At 62.8% G+C, this 18,390-nt stretch carries 20 protein-coding genes; 8 read left to right on the top strand and 12 right to left on the bottom strand.

Features of this window, described 5'->3' with window-relative positions:
• Positions 1-61: 61 nt before the first annotated feature.
• From E1809_RS07375 to E1809_RS07360, 4 genes are read right to left on the bottom strand one after another with little or no spacing between them, the layout of a single operon-like run.
• Positions 62-865 carry an amino acid ABC transporter ATP-binding protein gene (locus tag E1809_RS07375; protein ID WP_285895661.1) on the bottom strand — a complete coding sequence of 268 codons (804 nt, stop codon included), beginning with the start codon at positions 863-865 and terminating at the stop codon, positions 62-64.
• A 2-nt stretch (positions 866-867) separates the two neighbouring features.
• Complete coding sequence (locus E1809_RS07370; RefSeq protein ID WP_235835496.1) at positions 868-1,791, bottom strand: amino acid ABC transporter permease; 924 nt, start codon at positions 1,789-1,791, stop codon at positions 868-870.
• Positions 1,792-1,799: 8 nt separating this feature from the next.
• Positions 1,800-2,744, bottom strand: a complete 945-nt coding sequence (locus E1809_RS07365) for an ABC transporter substrate-binding protein (protein WP_165962243.1) — start codon at positions 2,742-2,744, stop codon at positions 1,800-1,802.
• The gene (locus tag E1809_RS07360; RefSeq protein WP_133203578.1) at positions 2,731-3,792 is read right to left on the bottom strand and encodes a succinylglutamate desuccinylase/aspartoacylase family protein; all 1,062 of its coding nucleotides are present in this window, start codon (positions 3,790-3,792) and stop codon (positions 2,731-2,733) included. The genes E1809_RS07365 and E1809_RS07360 overlap by 14 nt, the downstream gene beginning before the upstream one ends.
• A 114-nt stretch (positions 3,793-3,906) precedes the next feature.
• On the opposite strand from E1809_RS07360, the gene E1809_RS07355 reads away from it, so the two are divergent.
• Complete coding sequence (locus E1809_RS07355; protein WP_165962242.1) at positions 3,907-4,533, top strand: GntR family transcriptional regulator; 627 nt, start codon at positions 3,907-3,909, stop codon at positions 4,531-4,533.
• Positions 4,534-4,696: 163 nt separating this feature from the next.
• On the opposite strand, the gene E1809_RS07350 is transcribed toward E1809_RS07355, so the two are convergent.
• Positions 4,697-4,930, bottom strand: coding sequence for a DUF3073 domain-containing protein (locus E1809_RS07350; protein WP_133203576.1), 234 nt, complete (start codon positions 4,928-4,930; stop codon positions 4,697-4,699).
• 233 nt (positions 4,931-5,163) lie between these two features.
• Between E1809_RS07350 and E1809_RS07345 the strand changes: the two genes are divergently transcribed.
• Entirely contained in the window at positions 5,164-5,859 is a 696-nt protein-coding gene (locus E1809_RS07345) for a septum formation family protein (RefSeq protein ID WP_133203575.1), read from the top strand.
• 41 nt (positions 5,860-5,900) lie between these two features.
• On the opposite strand, the gene clpB is transcribed toward E1809_RS07345, so the two are convergent.
• The gene (gene clpB / locus E1809_RS07340) at positions 5,901-8,570 is read right to left on the bottom strand and encodes an ATP-dependent chaperone ClpB (protein WP_133203574.1); all 2,670 of its coding nucleotides are present in this window, start codon (positions 8,568-8,570) and stop codon (positions 5,901-5,903) included.
• Between the two features lie 247 nt (positions 8,571-8,817).
• Here clpB and E1809_RS07335 point away from each other — a divergent pair, with 247 nt between their 5' ends.
• The 5 genes from E1809_RS07335 (at position 8,818) to E1809_RS07315 (ending at position 13,089) form a co-directional block, all read left to right on the top strand.
• A complete protein-coding gene (locus E1809_RS07335) occupies positions 8,818-9,156 on the top strand; it encodes a YciI family protein (protein ID WP_133203573.1) in 339 nt (112 codons plus the stop codon).
• 107 nt (positions 9,157-9,263) lie between these two features.
• Positions 9,264-9,731: an SRPBCC family protein gene (locus tag E1809_RS07330; RefSeq protein ID WP_133203572.1), complete on the top strand. Its 468-nt coding sequence runs from the start codon at positions 9,264-9,266 to the stop codon at positions 9,729-9,731.
• 18 nt (positions 9,732-9,749) lie between these two features.
• Positions 9,750-10,619 carry a DUF4031 domain-containing protein gene (locus tag E1809_RS07325; protein ID WP_133203571.1) on the top strand — a complete coding sequence of 290 codons (870 nt, stop codon included), beginning with the start codon at positions 9,750-9,752 and terminating at the stop codon, positions 10,617-10,619.
• On the top strand, positions 10,616-11,368 hold the full coding sequence (locus tag E1809_RS07320) for a 2-phosphosulfolactate phosphatase (RefSeq protein WP_133203570.1): 753 nt from the start codon (positions 10,616-10,618) through the stop codon (positions 11,366-11,368). The genes E1809_RS07325 and E1809_RS07320 overlap by 4 nt, the downstream gene beginning before the upstream one ends.
• Positions 11,369-11,388: 20 nt before the next feature.
• Positions 11,389-13,089, top strand: a complete 1,701-nt coding sequence (locus E1809_RS07315) for a sialidase family protein (protein ID WP_133203569.1) — start codon at positions 11,389-11,391, stop codon at positions 13,087-13,089.
• Here the strand turns inward: E1809_RS07315 and poxB are convergent.
• The 6 genes from poxB to E1809_RS07285 all read right to left on the bottom strand — a co-directional run bounded on the left by poxB (position 13,086) and on the right by E1809_RS07285 (position 17,501).
• Positions 13,086-14,822: a ubiquinone-dependent pyruvate dehydrogenase gene (gene poxB / locus E1809_RS07310; protein ID WP_133203568.1), complete on the bottom strand. Its 1,737-nt coding sequence runs from the start codon at positions 14,820-14,822 to the stop codon at positions 13,086-13,088. The genes E1809_RS07315 and poxB overlap by 4 nt on opposite strands.
• A 92-nt stretch (positions 14,823-14,914) precedes the next feature.
• A complete protein-coding gene (locus E1809_RS07305) occupies positions 14,915-15,316 on the bottom strand; it encodes a YccF domain-containing protein (protein ID WP_133203567.1) in 402 nt (133 codons plus the stop codon).
• Between the two features lie 85 nt (positions 15,317-15,401).
• Entirely contained in the window at positions 15,402-15,869 is a 468-nt protein-coding gene (locus E1809_RS07300; RefSeq protein ID WP_235835495.1) for a hypothetical protein, read from the bottom strand.
• A 140-nt stretch (positions 15,870-16,009) separates the two neighbouring features.
• Positions 16,010-16,468 carry an SRPBCC family protein gene (locus E1809_RS07295; protein WP_133203565.1) on the bottom strand — a complete coding sequence of 153 codons (459 nt, stop codon included), beginning with the start codon at positions 16,466-16,468 and terminating at the stop codon, positions 16,010-16,012.
• Positions 16,465-16,815 (bottom strand): ArsR/SmtB family transcription factor, encoded by a 351-nt coding sequence (locus E1809_RS07290; RefSeq protein WP_133203564.1) that lies wholly within the window; start codon positions 16,813-16,815, stop codon positions 16,465-16,467. Before E1809_RS07290 ends, E1809_RS07295 begins: the two co-directional genes overlap by 4 nt.
• Positions 16,816-16,904: 89 nt before the next feature.
• Positions 16,905-17,501: a phosphoribosylanthranilate isomerase gene (locus E1809_RS07285; protein ID WP_133203563.1), complete on the bottom strand. Its 597-nt coding sequence runs from the start codon at positions 17,499-17,501 to the stop codon at positions 16,905-16,907.
• 132 nt (positions 17,502-17,633) lie between these two features.
• Between E1809_RS07285 and E1809_RS07280 the strand changes: the two genes are divergently transcribed.
• The gene (locus E1809_RS07280) at positions 17,634-18,290 is read left to right on the top strand and encodes a HutD/Ves family protein (protein ID WP_133203562.1); all 657 of its coding nucleotides are present in this window, start codon (positions 17,634-17,636) and stop codon (positions 18,288-18,290) included.
• Positions 18,291-18,390: the final 100 nt, after the last annotated feature.

Raw genomic sequence — 18,390 nt, 5'->3', positions numbered from 1 at the left:
TTAATACGTTAGCCGTGACTAACGCATTAAGTCAACGCCCGCTTTACACCACCGCTGAGGCCTACAATACAGCCGACAAGAACGCCCTGGTCCGCTCATGCTGCGGATTGCCGATGACTTCCTCAGCCGGACCTTCCTCGATGATTCGTCCGCCGTGCATGAACACCACGCGATCCGCCACGTCCCGGGCGAAGCCCATCTCGTGCGTCACAACGATCATGGTCATTCCCGTCCGGGCAAGATCCTTCATGACCCGGAGGACCTCGCCCACAAGCTCCGGATCAAGCGCCGACGTCGGTTCGTCGAAGAGCATGAGCTTCGGCTGCATGCACAGGGCCCGGGCGATCGCCACGCGTTGCTGCTGCCCGCCAGAGAGATGCCGCGGATAAGCGTCCGCCTTCGCGGACAGGCCCACCTTCTCCAGCAGGTCCAATGCCCGACGGCGGACCTCCGCTTTGCGCTGTTTCAGCACCCTCAGCGGGGCTTCCATGAGGTTCTCCAGCACCGTCATGTGCGGGAAAAGGTTGAAGTGTTGGAAGACCATGCCGATATCGGTGCGGTCGGCACAGATTTCATTGTGGGACTGTTCGTGGAGCTTGTCGCCTTTGATCCGGTAGCCCACCGCCCTCTCCCCCACCCACACCAGGCCGCCGTCGATCTTTTCCAAGTGGTTCACACATCGGAGGAACGTGCTCTTGCCGGAACCGGAAGCCCCGATCAGGCACACCACTTCACCGCTTCTCACCTCCAAGTCGATGCCCTTGAGGACTTCGTTCTCCCCGAAACTTTTCCGGACGCCGTGCGCGCGCACCAGCGGAAGCGGTTCGATCGGCGCTGCCGGGGGCATGGTTGTGTCGATTGTCATGGCTACTTGCCCTTTCCCAGGCCTTGCGCGGAATGAACGGCGAAGAACTTGCGTACACGTTCTGCCAGGGTCGGCGGGGTGGAGCGGGAGGTGCCACGCGCGAAATGGCGTTCCAGGTAACCTTGGCCCACCGTGAACACCGTGGTGACGATGATGTACCAAATGCTTGCAACCAGCAGGAGGGGAATGACCTGCAGATTCTTCGAGTAGATGATTTGGGCCGAATATAGGAGTTCGGGAACCGCGAGCACACTGACCAGCGACGTCATCTTGAGCATGCCGATGAACTCGTTGCCCGTCGGCGGGATGATGACCCGCATGGCCTGCGGGAGGATCACCCGCGTGAGCGTCTGGATCCTGGACATGCCGAGTGCGCCCGCAGCTTCCGCTTGGCCCTGGTCGATCGATTGGATGCCGGCTCGCACGATCTCGGACATGTAAGCGGCCTCATTGAGTCCCAGGCCGAGGATCGCCGCCGCGAGCGGGGTGATGATTTGGTTGGCGTCCAAATTGACCCCTGGAATACCGAACGTGATCTCCGGATACAGAGCCGACAAATTGAACCAAAACAACAATTGGACGAGGACCGGGGTGCCCCGGAAAATCGTCACATAAGCACTCGCCGACGCCTTGACCACGGGATTTGCGGATAGCTGCATGACCGCAAGCACCACTCCCAGCATCACGCCCGCCGCCATGCAAACGACCGTCAGGAACAGGGTGATGCCGATCCCGTCGACGATCGCGACATCACGGAAATACAGGGAAACTTTGTCCCAACCGAACCTGGGGTTGCTCACCGCCGAAATGAGCAGCATGATCACGACGGCGGCTACCGCAATACCAGCCACCCACCGCCACGGGTGCCTGGCCGGCACTACGGTGAACTGTTCGCGGGAAGTTGTTCCAGTCTCGGGGACGCTCACGACGCTGCTCATTTCGCGGCACTCGCATCCACGGCATTGGCATCGATGGTCACTGAATCCGGAATGCCGTACTTGGCGTTGATTGCCTTATAGGTTTCGCCTGCGATCAGCGCCTTGACCGCCGCGACGATCGGCTTGGTGAGCGCCGAGCCCTTTGGCATGGCGACACCCACGGCGGTCGGCTCAAAGTCGTCGTTACTCGCGAGTTCGAACGCTCCGCCTGAGAGCTTGCTGGCGTAGCTCATGGCGACCAAACCTGAGAGGACGCTGTCCACGCGGCCCGAAATGAGTGCCAGGTTGGCCTCGTCCTGGGAGGGAAACAGCTGAATGTCGATCGGCTCTTTGCCGGCGTCAACGCACTGCTTGGAAAACGCCGGAAGGGTCTCGATCCCCTGCGTGGTCCCCTTCTCGCCTCCCACCTTGGTACCGCACAGCTTCAGTGCGTCCAATGCCAGCTTCTTGGGGTTGCCCGCCTTTACCGCGAGGCCCGAGCCGCTGTTTTGGTAAGCGGCGAAGTCCGCGTTCATCTTCCGCTCCGCCGTGACGTTGAAGCCCGAGATACCGACGTCGTACTTGTTCGAGCTCACGCCTGGAAGGATGGTGTCAAAGGTCGCGGGGACCATCTTGACCTGAAGCCCCAAGGTCTCGCCCAAGGCTTTGGCGAAATCCGCGTCCCAGCCGACAACCGTCTTGCTGTCCGCCGCGTAGAACTCATACGGTGCGAAGGTGGGATCCGTTCCCACCACAAGGGTGCCCTTGGACTTGATATTCGAGGGCAACAGGTTCGCGGCTGCCTGATTGAACGCTGCGGCAGGAATCACGGCGTCCTTGCCGGGAGTCGAAGCGGCCGCAGCTTCCTTGCCGGCGTCGAGCGAAGCAGTGGTACAGCCACTGAGCCCGACGGCGGCAACCAGCAGGAGGGCGCCGAAGGTAATGTACTTAGGACGGTTCATGATTGCCTTCCACAGGAGTTGTTCCGTGGTCAACGGCGATGTTGACCATGGTGGTGCCGACATTGACGCGCGTGGGACGCCGAACGATTGCGACCACGCCGTCGATAGGTGCGAAAAAGTCTTTTGAGGGCCTGTCGAGCTCTTCAACCGCGTGAACCCTGGCCACAAGGTCGCCGGCCCTGACATGCTGGCCAAGCTCGACCACGGGTTCAAAGAGGCCGGCCATGGTGGAGTTGACCGGCGATTGCGGGACGAGCTCAATCCACTGGATCGGTTCCGCATCGCCGGGGATGCCGGCGGCATGGGCACCCTGGGCGGCGGCAGCGTCCTTCAGGACTCCCCAGTGGCCAAGCAAGGCACGAAGCCCGCGCCGGGCCCTCTTCAGAATCGGCAGGGAAACCGTTCCTCCGCCGCCAAGTTCGGTGGAAATCATCGGCACGCCCGCGCGGTCTGCTGCGCCGCTGATGGAGCCTGCCTTCAGCATCGGCTTCACCACCACGGAGTATGGGGCATTGAACGCCGCAACAGCCGCCCTTTTCTCGGCCCATAGTTCCGGCGTCGGCCCCTGATAGACGAACGCGGACGGAACATATTCGGACGCAATGCCTCCTGAATGGATGTCCATGACAAAGTCCGCCATGGGTATGAGCTCTTCGGCAACGATGGAGGCAATCTGCTGCGTCGGTCCGCCGTCCGCGCGGCCCGGGAGCGCGCGGTTGAGATTGACCCGGTCCACAGTAGAAACCCGGCTTCCTTCCCGGACGGCGGTGATATTGAGGGCAGGCAGGATGATCAACCTCCCGCTCACCTCGTCCGGATTCAGCGAGCGGATGAGCTCTTGGAGCAGGACCTGGCCTTCATACTCGTCGCCGTGCGTGCCGGCCACGAGGAGCACCGTTGGCCCGTCGCCCCCGCTTATGACCGCGATCGGCGAAGGGATGACGGCGGCGTCATTTTCGTTGTCCGAATGCTCGATCTCCAGGTAGCCCAGCTGTTTGCCATTCGCGGCAAAGTCAATGCCGGGTATGCGTGGAATGTGCAGGCTCATAGCGCAACTTTCGTCGGTGGGGTTGGTAGGATTGGATTCACCGTATACAGTGAATCCTGTGATGTAAAGCACGTAGGATTGAACGAGTTTTGAGACGAAAAGGGGATGAGGCGTATGGCCGCGCAGGCAGCCAAGAAGATGAGGCCGCTGAGCGAGCACGTCTACGACAGAATCAGCGATGAGATAGTCAACGGAGTGGTGGAACCCGGGGCTCCGCTCGTCCAGGAACAGCTAGCGGAGGAGTACGGTGTTTCCCGCACTCCGGTCCGCGATGCCCTGAATAGGTTGGTCCACGAAGGATTAGCCACGTTGGTGCCCGGGGCTGGCTATTTTGCCACAACGTTGACGCGCTCAGCCGTTGAGGAAGTCTACGAGGTACGCAAGGCGCTGGAAGTCATGGCCATCAGGCAATGCGAGGCCAAGTACACGAACCTTCAGCTTGCGCGGCTGGAGCTGCTCATCGCGGAAGGGGCAGCAAGCGCCGACCCGGAGGAGCTCTTCACCGCCACTAGGGCTTTCCATTTGGGACTCGCGGCGCCGGCAACCAACGGATTCCTGCTTAAGACCCTCGAATCAGTGTGGGACAACCCTGTTCAGCGACTAATCAGCCGCTCATATCCGTTGGACGACGCCAAACTTGAGCGCGTGGCGAACGATCATCGGAAGATCCTTGCGGCGGCTCGCACAAGCGACCTCGAAACCCTGATCCCGCTACTGGATTTGTGCCACGAAAAGGACTGACCTTCGAAACAGCAACGAAGACGGCCCGCTGGGCACGCCACATCGCGGCGCGCCCAGCGGGCTTGATCGTTTCGAGGAGGCATGGCAAATTGCCACATGACCTTGTTAATGTACGACGGCGGTACGCAACTTGGTGCCTAGCGACACCTGAGGGTTGCGACGGCTATCCGATACGGCGGGAATCTACCTCGTCGTCATCGTCTTCCAAGTCCTGTGCGTACTTGTCCTCGTATGCCGAGTAGTCCGGCTCCGGCGGATCATCCGCAAATCGGCTCGTCGCACGACTTGATGGGCTCGTCAGCTCACGCTGAAGAGCCGAGTAGTCAGTGTTCGGGGAGTAGTACTTGATGTCCCGAGCCTGCTTGGTAGCTTTTGCCTTTTGACGGCCGCGCCCCATGGCGTGACCCCCTTTTGTACTTGGACCGGAGGTGGTCACCTTGGCGATCGGTGAGGCCCCGGAATGTTTGGTCAATTTGTCGTATGTCTAGATTACATGCTTTCTCGAGCATCTGCGTGCCACATGACTCATCGAAAGCAGCGTCACGAGTCGCGGATGGCGGCATCCTCATGAAAATCTTGGGTAGAGTCGCCTAATATTTGGGCAAAACGCACGAAAGGGCACATTCAGACATGGGCCAGGACAACACCCTTCCGGGCAACCACGGTGCCGGTGGCGATCAGTCGTCGCTTGGACCCGCAGCAGGGATCGGGGATTCCCGGACGCCGGTCACCTACCCGGACGATGTTGCGCCCGACGAATCCCTTGCGGACGGTGGCAGGTCCCGCCGCAGGGCCTTGCCTGTGCGCAGCACGTTGGACCTGATTACCCGGCAGAGGCTCATCATCGGCGGCATCGTATTCGGCGTGCTGGTCCTGATTGGCATCCTGATCTGGATCCTCCTGGGCATCCTCGCCAACTACCCCGCCGCCGAGTCCACCCCTGCGCCCCTGGCCTCGGCCAGCCGCGGCCCCCTTCCGGCGGACATACAGGCGAGGGACTACCAACAAGGTGACTGTTTCTCCGACTTCGACTCCAACGCCAGCCAGGGCCGGGTAGTTGAATGCAACACACCCCATTCCGCCCAACTGGGCGCCGTTTACCGGTACAACGCCGACGACTCCTTCCCCGGATCCGACGCCTTGAAGGAAAAGGGCCGCGAGGTCTGCCGCAACCTCGTGCTTAACGAAGCATCCACGAATTACAAACTTCTCCAGCAGAATGTGTACCCGAGTTCCACCAGTTGGGATAAGGGCGATCGCCGGGTGGACTGCTTCATCGTCGTGGACTCAGGTAACACGCTCAAGGAGTCGGTACTGCAGCAGTAGCGGCCTCCCGGCGACCGCCGCTGGGGCTTAGCTTCCTGGGCTTACTCCTTCCGGCGTACGACCAGCCCCGCTCCGGCAGGGGCTCCGCCGTCGGGACCCACCAGGGCTTCCAGGCCTTCAATGGTGAGTTCATCGACGTCGGCGGCTGTGTCCACCAGCACGGTGTCCCCATCGCTGATGTGCCCGGCGAGGATTTCCTTGGCCAAGCGGTCGCCGATTTCGCGCTGGACCAGCCTGCGCAGCGGGCGGGCACCATATGCGGGATCGTAGCCGGACATCGCGAGCCAGGCACGGGCGCCGTCGCTGACTTCGAGGCTAAGCCTGCGGTCGTGCAAGCGCTTGGTCAGCTCGGCCACATGCAGCTCGACGATCCTGGCGAGTTCATCCACGCTGAGCGGGTCGAACAGGACAATCTCGTCGAGCCTGTTGAGGAACTCCGGCTTGAAGGAAGAATTGACCACCGCCATGACGGCATTTCGTTTCGCGGCGGCATCCAGCGTCGGATCAACCAGGAATTGGCTGCCGTGGTTCGAGGTCAGGACCAGGATGGTGTTCCGGAAGTCCACGGTGCGGCCCTGGCCGTCGGTGAGGCGGCCGTCGTCGAGCACCTGCAGGAGGATGTCGAACACCTCAGGGTGCGCCTTCTCCACTTCGTCCAGAAGTACCACCGAGTACGGACGGCGACGCACCGCTTCCGTAAGCTGCCCTCCTTCCTCGTAGCCGACGTATCCGGGAGGAGCCCCGACAAGCCTCGCCACGGAGTGCTTCTCCCCGTATTCGGACATGTCAATCCGCACCATGGCGCGTTCGTCGTCGAAGAGGAAATCGGCGAGGGCTTTCGCCAGTTCCGTCTTTCCGACGCCGGTTGGGCCAAGAAACAGGAACGATCCCGTGGGTCGGTTGGGGTCGCTGATCCCGGCACGGGCACGGCGGACGGCATCGGAAACTGCCGACACCGCCTTGGATTGGCCGATGAGCCGCTTGCCGAGCTCTTCTTCCATATGCAGCAGCTTCTGGGATTCACCCTGCAGCATGCGGCCGGCCGGAATGCCGGTCCAGGCCGAGATGACTTCAGCGATATCGTCCGCCGTGACTTCTTCCGCGACCATGGGGGCCGGTTTGGCTTCACCGCGCGCTTCCCGCGCGGATTCTTCCTCGGCTGCCGCGCTGAGCTCGCGTTCCAAGGCGGGCAGCTCGCCGTAGAGGATGCGCGAAGCGGCTTCGAGATCGCCTTCGCGCTGGTACTTTTCGGCGGCCGAGCGCAACTCGTCAATCTTCGCTTTGAGGTCGCCGACCCGGTTGAGCCCGGCCTTTTCGGCTTCCCAACGGGCGTTCAGCGCAGCGAGGGTTTCCTTTTTGTCCGCTTTGTCTGCCCGGAGAGCCGCGAGGCGCTCTACCGAGGCGGCGTCGGTCTCGCGGGCAAGGGCCAACTCCTCCATGGTGAGCCGGTCCACCGCGCGCCGGAGCTGGTCGATTTCCTCGGGAGCGGAATCGATTTCCATGCGCAGCCTGGATGCGGCCTCGTCGACGAGGTCGATCGCCTTGTCCGGCAACTGGCGGCCGGAGATGTAGCGGTTGGAGAGGGTGGCGGCAGCCACCAAGGCGGAGTCCGCGATGGCTACCTTGTGATGGGCCTCGTAACGCTCCTTGAGCCCGCGGAGGATGCCGATGGTGTCCTCGACGCTCGGTTCGCCCACATAGACCTGCTGGAAACGGCGTTCCAGGGCGGGGTCCTTCTCAATGTTCTCGCGGTACTCGTCCAGCGTGGTGGCACCGATGAGGCGCAGTTCGCCACGGGCCAACATCGGCTTCAGCATGTTGCCGGCGTCCATGGCGCTCTCACCGGTGGCACCGGCGCCAACCACGGTGTGCAGCTCGTCGATGAAGGTGACGATCTGGCCGTTGGAGTTCTTGATCTCCTCCAGCACGGCTTTGAGGCGTTCCTCGAATTCACCGCGGTATTTGGCGCCGGCCACCATGGAGGCGAGGTCCAGGGCGATCAGGGTCTTGCCCCGAAGACTCTCCGGAACGTCACCGGCCACCATGCGCTGGGCGAGGCCCTCGACGACGGCAGTCTTGCCGACTCCCGGCTCACCAATCAGCACGGGATTGTTCTTGGTCCGGCGGCTCAAGACCTGGACCACGCGCCGGATTTCACTGTCCCGGCCAATCACGGGGTCAAGCTTGCCGGAACGTGCCACGGCGGTGAGGTCGGTACCGAACTTCTCCAAGGCCTGGAAAGTGTTCTCCGGGTCCTGCGAGGTGACTTTCCGATCACCGCGGACACCCGGCAAGGCGGCGAGGAGTGCCTCATGGGAGGCGCCGGCGTCGCGCAGGAGTTTTCCCACAGCGTCGCTTCCGGCCGACAAGCCCAAGAGGAGGTGCTCGGTGGAAACGAAGGAGTCGCCGAGTTTCTCGGCCTCGTTCTGCGCGGCCTGGATAGCCTGCATGGAGGGGCGGGAAAGCTGTGCTTGCTGGACCGAACTGCCTGACGACGACGGCAAGGCCTTGATTGCCGAACTGGCTTGGACGCTCACGGCATCCGGGTCCGCGCCCGTAGCGCGCAAAAGCGCGACGGCGACCCCTTCGCGCTGGTCCATGAGCGCCTTGAGGAGGTGGGCGGGTTCGAGCTGGGGGTTTCCCGCGGTGGAGGCGTTCATGGCCGCCGCGGAAAGTGCCTCCTGGCTCTTGGTGGTGAATTTGACGTCCATGGAAGAGCTCCCTTCGGGAAGAAAACCGCATTTTCAAAGTTGAGTCTACTACGCTCAACTTTGACTCATAGCCTCTCCCGCTCAATGTTTGCCGACGGCGAAACTGCTGTCCATAGCATGGGCTGCGTATGTGGAAAACGCTATGTGGACAACCCGCTCGCCCTTTGCGGACATTGATCCTAGGATCGGTTCTGACCGGGCGGAGATCCGTTCGGCAACAAGGGAGTATGAGGGAAAAGGACGCGCAATGAAGAAGTTCGTTATTCTCTACAAGGCACCGCAATCGGCCGAATCGATGATGGACAGCAATTCACCCGAGGCCGCAGCGGAAGGAATGAAGCTTTGGATGGACTGGGCGGCGAAGGCCGGCGACGGGCTTGTCGACCTCGGCACACCCTTGGGCGGCGGTAAGGTCGTCGGGAACTCCGGGGTCTCCGATGCCGAAACGGGCGTCGGCGGATACTCGGTCCTCCAAGCCGAAGACATGGACGGCGCGTTGAAGCTCCTCGAGGGCCACCCGCACTTCCTCATGTCGCCTGAAGCAACCATCCACGTGTACGAAGCCTTCGATATCCCCGGCATGTAGCGCCGTCGAACACGGGTCCGGGCGGCGTGAAGCAACCCGGCAAAGCCGACGGGATGCGCCACGCAACCCGGGCCCACGATCGCCACAAACCGCCGTACCATATCCCCATGGCACCCTTCACAGTCACTCGCAACGCCCTGATCCCGGCCGCCCCTTCGGACATCTTCCCGCTCGTCAACGACTTCCACGAGTGGACCAAATGGTCGCCTTGGGAGGCGGTCGACCCCACGATGAACCGGAGCTACTCAGGAAACCAGTCCGGCGTCGGGGCAAAGTACGCCTGGCACGGAAACAACAAAGCCGGTAGCGGCAACATGGAAATCGTCGGTTCGGACCAGCCCGGCAAGATCAACATCCGCCTTGAATTCACCAAACCGATGAAGGCGGTCAACCCCACCGAATTCACGTTCGTCCCCGAAGGCTCCGGGACCCGCGTCACGTGGACCATGACGGGCGAGAACAAGGGCATCGGCAAGCTCTTCGCGCTCTTCATGAACATGGACAAGATGGTGGGCGGCGACTTCGAAAAGGGCTTGAACTCACTCTCCACCGCCGCGACGCAAAAGAACTCCTAGCCCCGGAGGGCGCAGGCCATGGCAATATTCGTCGATCCGCCGCTGTGGCCCGCGCACGGGACAGTGTTCTCGCATCTGGTCTCGGACACCTCGCTCGAGGAACTGCACGCCTTTGCCAGAACGGCGGAGGTTCCCGAGCGCGCATTCGACGGCGACCATTACGACGTGCCGGAACGCCGCTACCAGGATCTGGTGGCGGCGGGAGCGATTCCCGTGGAAGCCCGAGTTTTGGTCCGAAAGTTGATTGCGAGCGGCCTGCGGATCCCCGCGCGCGAGCGCAGCAAGGCCCTCACGGTACCGCTCCTGGAGCGCTGGAATTCGACGCTCCCGGGTCAGGAGGAACTCGGGCTGGAGCTGCTTGAACGGTGGGGCGAAGAACACCGGAAGTATCACAGCAGGACGCATTTGCTGGCGGTCCTCGAGGCTTTGGACAGTCTCACGCACCCCGCGTTGCCTGCCCGTTCCGTCGTCCTGGCAGCGTGGTTCCATGATGCTGTCTATGAGGGAATTGCCGGCCAGGATGAAGAGGCGTCCGCGAGGTTGGCCGAGGATCGGCTCGCCCTTGCGGGGCTTCCGGCGCCGGTTATTGATGAAGTGGCCCGGCTGGTCAGGCTGACGGCCACGCACCGGCCCGGGCCAGGCGACCACGCGGGCGCTCTCTTGTGCGACGCGGACCTTTCCGTCCTCGGCACCGATTCCGTGTCCTACGCGAGGTACCTCGCTGCTGTCCGTGAAGACTACGCCCACGTCAGCGACGCCGACTTCGCGGCCGGCCGGGCCGCCGTCGTACACCAATTGCTCTCCTTGGATCCGCTCTTCCATAGCGACAGGGCCCAAACCATGTGGCTGGAAGCCGCGCGTCGGAACCTGGCGGCCGAGTTGACATGACCACGGCGGGCACGGTCTACCGGCAGCTTCCCTTCACCGTCAGGTTCGAGTGGGGGCTCGACGGTGCCCGGGCGATCACGTCCGGCGCGGACCTTGCAGTGGTGGTCGACGTTTTCTCCTTCACAACGTGCGTGAGTGTCGCGGTCGATCGCGGCGCCGTGGTGTTGCCCTATCAGTGGAAGGACGCGGGCGCGGAGGATTTCGCGATCCGGCATGGCGCCCGGCTCGCCCGGCCGCGCGGAACAGGCGGGTTGAGCCTTTCGCCGTCGAGCCTGCGGGCGGCGGCAACCTTGACCCGCGTGGTCCTGCCCTCACCAAACGGCTCCGAAATTGCGGCCGAACTCGCCCAGGACGTGCCGCTCGTTGCCGCGGTTTCGCTCCGAAACGCGGCGGCCACTGTTGACTGGGTCCTCGCTGCGCTGCCCGCGGACGCGGTGATCGCAATAGTCGCGGCTGGGGAAAAATGGCTGGACGGCTCGTTGCGGCCGGCTGTGGAGGACCAGATTGGCGCTGGAGCGTTCATTGCCGGACTTTCGGCGGCCGGGAGGGATATTTTCTCGCCCGAAGCACTCATGGCGGCAGCAGCTTTCAATGCCGCCGAACCTCACCTTGCGGAGGTGTTGCGGGAGTGTTCAAGCGGCCGGGAGTTGATCAGCGCCGGTTACGCCGACGACGTCGAGATCGCCGCGGACCTCGACGCCGGCTCCGCTGTCGCCCTGTTGCGGGACGGTGCGTTCCGGGAACCGTAGCGCACCCTACTATAGGAGGTGTGACCTCCTATCTCCATGCTGCGGATGCCGCTGCCCTCGCCACACTCCCCCACGCCCGACCCGCCGTCGAGCACGTCCTCGCGGTCCGGGGGCGCGGCGGCTACCGGCAATACCGGATCCCGGCGCTGACCGTCACTACAGCGGGAACCGTCCTCGCCGCCTATGACGGCCGCCCGAACCTGGACGACCTTCCCAACACAATCGACCTCCTGCTCCGTCGCAGCACCGACAGCGGGCACACATGGGAAGAACAGCGCGTAGTGCGCACCGGAACCGGGCTCGACGGGTACGGTGATCCCAGCCTCCTGGTGGACACCGTGACCGGTCGGATTTTCATGTTTCACGCGGCGGGGACGCATGCCGGCTTCTTCGAAGCGGTCCCGGGGCTGGAGCCGGAAGACGACGTGCAGCATTGCGACCTCAGCTTTTCCGACAACGACGGCGTCACTTGGCAGCACCGTCGGCTCACCGGTCAGCTCAAGCAGGGTCCGGAAACCGGCATCACCGGGATTTTCGCCGCCGCGGGCCAGGGCATCCAGATCCACGCGGGCCCGTTCACTGGGCGCCTGGTGCAACAATTCGTAGTTCTCGTGGACGGGGAAATCAAGGCGGCCTCAGCCTTCAGCGATGACCACGGCGAATCTTGGCGGCTCGGTTCGTTGATCGGCAAAGGCCCGGATGGCGTCGGGCCTAACGAAAACAAGGTGGTCTGCCTTCAAGACGGGCGCCTCCTGCTGCATTCACGCGCGACGCCCCGACGCCTGGCCGCGATATCAGCGGACGGAGGAGGGACGTGGAGTCCGTTGGAGCGTGTGGAGGACCTTCCCGACCCCAGCGACAATGGATCGCTTACGCGGTTCGACGGACTTCCGAACGTGACATCATTCACGAGCAGCGCTACCGATGCTTGGCTGCTCGCGAGCAACAATCACGACACTTCCTTGCGCCGCAACACGGTCCTCAGCCTGTCCGCGGACAACGGAGCAACCTGGCCAGCCAAGCTCGTCCTGTGCGAAGGAAGCTCGGCTTACTCGACGGCGACCCGCCTCCCCGACGGCAACATCGGGGTGCTCTATGAACGTCAGGCGTACCGCGAGATCGTCTTCGCCTCCGTGCCGACGGAGCAATTGACGGAGCAACTTCGATTGCCCCGGGGCACTGCCGCAAGTGCCGCCGTCAGCTCCGACGCCCTTGAGTTTCACATGGAATTGCGCTCGATCACACCCGGCCGGCCGTCCGAATGGCGGAACGCCGGCGAATTCCATGTCCTTTCTCCGGACAACGACGGCGAATGGGATGTCCAAACCTGGAAGGAAGTCGGCCAAGGCTACTCCGTCGAGCAAGTACAGGTCCTCGGCACCCGCGAGGCCCAGGACCTCAACTACGGACCCATCATTCCGGGATACAAGGCCGGGGACATCCTCGCCTTCACCGGCCGGGCCCGCAACGTCGGCACCCGGCCGATTGCCGCCGTCGTACTCCTTGGACCGCACGCCAACGCGGACAGCTTTCCGCCGACGGATCTCGCGCCGGGCGCGGAAGCCCTCTACTTCACGCCGGTGTACACGTTGACGGAAGAAGATCTCGGCCGGGACGCGCTCGAACTCGCGTTCGTGGTGGAGTACGACGGCGGCAGCCGGACCGCCGAACGCCGGTTCCGTTTCGATCTGCGCACCGGCGCTGTGGATACTACCGCTTAGAAAATCTGCCGGATGTTGGTCTTGGCGAGGTCGATCAGTTGGTCGCCGCGGCCGGAAAGGACCGTTCGGATCGCGTAGAGCGTGAAGCCCTTCACTTGCTCGGCGCTGATTGCCGGCGGAATGGACAATTCCTGGCGCGCCGTCCGGACGTCGATGAGCACAGGTCCGTCAAAGGCGAACGCCTCTGCCAATCCCTCCTTCAATCCCGAGGAATTGTCCACACGAATTCCTCGGATCCCCATGGATTCGGCAACTCTGGCGAAATCCGGATTCTCCAATTCGGTGCCGAAATTGACGAATCCCGCCGCCTTCATTTCGAGCTCCACGAAATTCAAGGAGGAATTGTTGAAGACCACCACTTTGACGGGAAGCTTGTTCTGCACCAGCGTGATCAACTCGCCGAGGAGCATGGCCAATCCACCGTCGCCGGCGAGGGCGACCACCTGGCGCCCCGGGTACGCGGCCGCGGCGCCAATGCTGTGCGACAACGCGTTCGCCATGGTTCCGTGGTTGAACGAGCCGAGAAGCCGACGCCTGCCATTTATTGTGAGATAGCGGGCGGCCCAGACTGTAGGGGACCCGACGTCGCACGTGAAAACAGCGTCCGGAGCGGCCAATTCGTCCACGAGCCTGGCCACGAATTGCGGGTGGATCGGCTGGCCATCCTTCGCCGGGGAGGCCAAATCATCGAGTTTCGCGCGCGACTTCGCGTAATGCTTGAGCGACGACGACAAGTGCGAACGCTTCGTCTTCCGCGAAATCAAAGGCAAGAGCGCCGCAGCAGTGTCCTTGACCGTCCCGACGAGCCCAAGATCGACCCGGGCTCGCCTGCCCAATTGCTCGCCCCGGATGTCCACCTGGATGATTTTCGCGTTCTCCGGATAAAACTGCTGATACGGAAAATCAGTGCCCAACATGAGCAAGGCGTCACAACTCTCCATTGCCCGGTATCCGGAGCTGAAACCCAAAAGGCCGGTCATGCCGACGTCGAACGGGTTATCGTACTCCATGAATTCCTTGCCGCGCATCGCATGGACGATCGGCGCCCCGAGCGCTTCGGCGAGGGCCATGACTTCCGAATGCGCCCCCGCGGTGCCGGCGCCCGCCAGGATGGTGACCTTTTCGGCGTCGTTGAGGATTCCGGCAGCTTCAGCGAGTTCGCGGGGATTGGGGCGGATCTCCGGCTTGGCGGCCCGGATCACCGCGGTGCGGTTGCTCTCCGCCTCTGCGAGGGCAACATCACCAGGAATGACGACGACGGCGACGCCCCGCTTTTCGACGGCGGTCCGCATGGCGATTTCCAAGACCCGCGGCATCTGGGAAGGGTGCGCCACGTGCTCCACGTAGACGCTGCACTCCCGGAACAGTTCCTGCGGGTGGGTCTCCTGGAAATACTGGCTGCCGATTTCCGCGCTGGGGATATGGGCGGCGATGGCCAGGACCGGAACCCTGGACTTGTTGGCATCGTAGAGCCCGTTGATGAGGTGCAGGTTTCCGGGGCCACACGATCCCGCGCAAACGGCCAGCTCATCCGTGAGGCCTGCCTCGGCCGCTGCCGCCAAAGCCGCGGCTTCCTCGTGCCGGACTTGGACCCATCGGATGCTTTGGTCCTCCCTCAGCGCATCCGTGAATCCGTTCAGGGAGTCCCCGGGTATCCCGTAAACGCGTTGGACGTTGTTGGCTTTGAGCGTGGCGACGATGTTCTTGGCGACGGTATTCCTGGCGGCGGACATGAACTGATCCTTTCGAGGGAGGCAGTGCAGACACGGCCTACGCTACTCCGGTCTCGCCGCCCTCCGCGCACTCGCCGCCCGCCGCCGCCCGCCTAACGGTACGTGCTGACGAACGGACGGTTGCTTGGCACGATCTGCTTGCCCAGCGGCATAAGCGATACCGGGATCAGCTTGAGGTTCGCAATCGCCAGCGGGATTCCGACAATCGTGACCGCCATGGCAAAGGCCGTGGCCACATGGCCCACCGCGATCCAGATACCGGCAACCACCAGCCAAATGACATTGCCCACGAGCGGGAAGAGGCCCGCGCCACCGGGCTTCTCGATGATGGTGCGACCGAACGGCCACAGCGTGTAGGAGGCGATCCGGAACGACGCGATACCCCAGGGAATGGTGACGATCAGCAAGCAGCAAACAATGCCGGCCATGAAATAGCCCAGGGCCAGGACGAAGCCACCAAAGACGAGCCAGATAATGTTGAGCAGCGTTTTCATGTCTTCAATTCTGCCCTGCAAGGCCCCGTCAAGGTCTAGGGGTTCGCCCTGAGCGGCCCCTGATCTTGGCCTCCCATGCCGCACCTTACTTGCAGTTGATGCTCAACCAAGCCGTGATAGGCGCCATCGCTTTTTCGAACTTTCCGCTCGAATAAATCGTTTGGTCGCTCAAACCGGCAATCGCAGTGTCTTTGAATGCGGTGAAGTCAGCCTTCAGGGAGTCGGGGACCTTGTCTGCCGTGGCAGCGAGCTCGGCCTTGTCCTGCTCCAGCTCGCTGGTCTTGCCCTGCGCTGCGGACATCGGCAAGAGGGAAGCCCCGGTCGCTTCCTGGGAAATGGTGGAGCACATTTCCGCGGCGGTCGCGAAGCCGCCGAATGGGCCCGACGACGGGCTGGGGCTTGAGTCCGCCGATGCCGACGCGCTCGAGGCGGATGGCGACGGCGTGCCGGCCGACGCCGCGCCGGCCTGGCTGGAGCAGCCGGCTAGCGTCGCAACGGCGAGGAGGGCAACTGTCAGGTTTCGGATATGGCCGCTAAGAGCAAAGGTTTTCACAGGTCGCATTCTGCTTGGTCGATTGCCACCGGGACCGTTCAGTGTCCGGAGGCTCTGGCATTCTGTCCCCGGCGTGGGAGTCTAGCCCGAATGGCAGCCGACCTTCCAAGTTGACTTCCGGCGATACTTCGGCGTTGCCCTTATTCCTGAACCAGGATGCCGTCCAGTTTGGTGAAGGAGGTACCCCATCCTTCACGGGTCATTTCCACCCATTCCTCGGAGTCGAAGGGACCCTGGGTGATGTGGAGTCGGGTCCGGCCGCCCAAGTCCTCGAATTCGAGGCGCATTTCAAGCAAAAGGATTACGCCGTCGTCGGGCTCTGCTTTTTGGGTTGCGACCAACAGCGCAGGCGGATCGTAGGCCGTGATAACGGCATCTATTGGCGATTCTTTTGTCACGCCATCTTCGTCCCAGGTCATGACGAGCTGCCACGCGCCACCAACCCTCGGGTCAACGACAATCCGGTCGCGCGGCGAATCGACGCCGACCGGGCCGAACCAGGCGGCAAGTTGATCGGGGTCCGTGAAAGCCTTGAAGACGAGCTCGCGAGGGGCGTCGAAGTCCCGGGTCATGCTGAGGATGTGCTGTTCGGTATTCATTGCTTGGCTCCTGGATCTTCTGGATCGTTCTGGATCTTGCGCAGGTGGGCATCGAGGCGGATGAAGCTTGCATCCCAAAAGCGCTTGTATTTTTCCATCCACTCCGTGGCTTCACGCAGTGGGCCCGCCTCCAATTTCGAGGACCTCCATTGCGCGTTCCGGCTTCGGCTGATCAGCCCTGCGTTTTCCAGGACTTTGAGGTGCCGTGAGATGGCGGGGAGGCTGATGTCGAACGGTTCGGCCAGCTCGTTGACGGTGGCTTCGCCCTCCGAAAGCCGGGCCAGGATGGCCCTTCTGGTGGGGTCGGCAAGCGCCGAAAATATGAGGCTGAGTCGGTCCGCGGGCATCGTTGATACTTTCGTATTTAACAGTTCAGCTAATTAACTGATGTGTTAAATATGCAGCGCCCGACGGCGACTGTCAAGTGTTCGGGGAGTCAGGCCTTTGCGGCTTCGACGAAGGACCGGACGAGGTTGAGGTCCTTCACTCCACGGGACGACTCCACGCCGCTGGACACATCGACACCCCAGGCTTGAGCCTCGGCAGTGGCCGTTCCGACGTTCGACGGGGTCAATCCGCCCGCGAGCAGCCAGCGGCGCGCGCCGAGCCCAAGGTTCCGGACCGAAGAATAGTCCCACGACTCTCCGGAACCGGGTACGGCGGCGTCGATGAGGAGCAGTTCCTCACCCCAGTCCTCGAACTCTTCGGGAGCCGAGCCCATGGTGACGGCCCTGATCAGCCGCATCCCGGCGTCGTGCACGGTTTTTACGTCCTCACGTGTACGGCGACCGTGAAGTTGAATCCACTCGAGACCGGCGTCGCGGGCGGTGGCGATCGCCTCGGCGGCAGGTTCGTGACGGAAGACCCCGACGGCGGAAACGCCTTCCGGGACACCCTTCAGCAGGTGCGTGGCTTGCTCGGCGGACACCTCGCGCGGGCTCTTGGTCAGCACGAAACCCACGGCGTCGGCACCGGACTCGACGGCGGCCTGCACGGATTCGGGCGTGCTCAAGCCACACACTTTGACGAACATTCCGCGCCTCCAATTTTCTACCTCTTATGACGTTAGCAAGGCCCTCGGGGATTGTTGAACCGGGCCAAGTTTGCGCTGTTGTTACGTGGCCGCTTCGCGGACCGACGGCGGGCTCGGGCTAGGCTGGAGCGCATGGAGATCATCCGCTTTGCCCAGATCAGACCTGAACCGTGGCGCAACGGCGGCGGTGTGACGCGCGAGCTTGCCAGCCACCCGAAAGCTGCCTCATCCCAAGATGGCGCGTGGGATTGGCGGGTCAGCATCGCGGATGTAGCCAAGGCCGGCGATTTCTCGACATTTCCGGGCATGGAGCGCGTCCTGACCGTGATCGACGGCGAGTTGATGCTGCTCACCGTGGATGGCGAAGAGCACCCGCTTGAAAAGTACCGTCCGTTCCGGTTTTCGGGTGAGGCCGACTCCGCGAGCACCCTCCCGACCGGGGACATCCGGGACCTCAACGTGATCGCCCGCACGGGAGCATTCAAGGGATACACGTCCATCGTCGAACTCTCCAAGAAGCGCGCGCATCCGGTGTTCGAGGGACAGTTGGCAGTACTTTTGGAAGGCAAGGCATCGGTCGCTCCTGGCGCCGCGGCCGAAGAAGAGCCTTCTGATTCGGTTGATCCGGCTGACTCGGTTGATCCGGCTGCTTCGTCGACGCCCGAGGTGCCAGTGGAGCTCGACCGGTATGACGCCGTCGTAGGCTCCGATACCCGCAGCCCCGAAATCCTGGGCCGCGGGTTCCTCGCCGTCATCTCCATCGATCGCGTGGAGCATGCGCATTCTTAAGTCCGCTCACTGAGCATGTCCCCTGGTCCCAACACTGGGCATGCTCACTCCTTGATCCCAACACTGAGCATGCTCACTCCTTGGTCCCAACACTGAGCAT

Origin of the sequence: Arthrobacter terricola (genome assembly GCF_004354015.1) — a bacterium.
Taxonomy (GTDB): Bacteria; Actinomycetota; Actinomycetes; order Actinomycetales; family Micrococcaceae; genus Arthrobacter; species Arthrobacter terricola.
The sequence above is the reverse complement of the archived record's forward strand: the minus strand, read 5'-3'. Positions and strand labels throughout refer to the sequence as shown.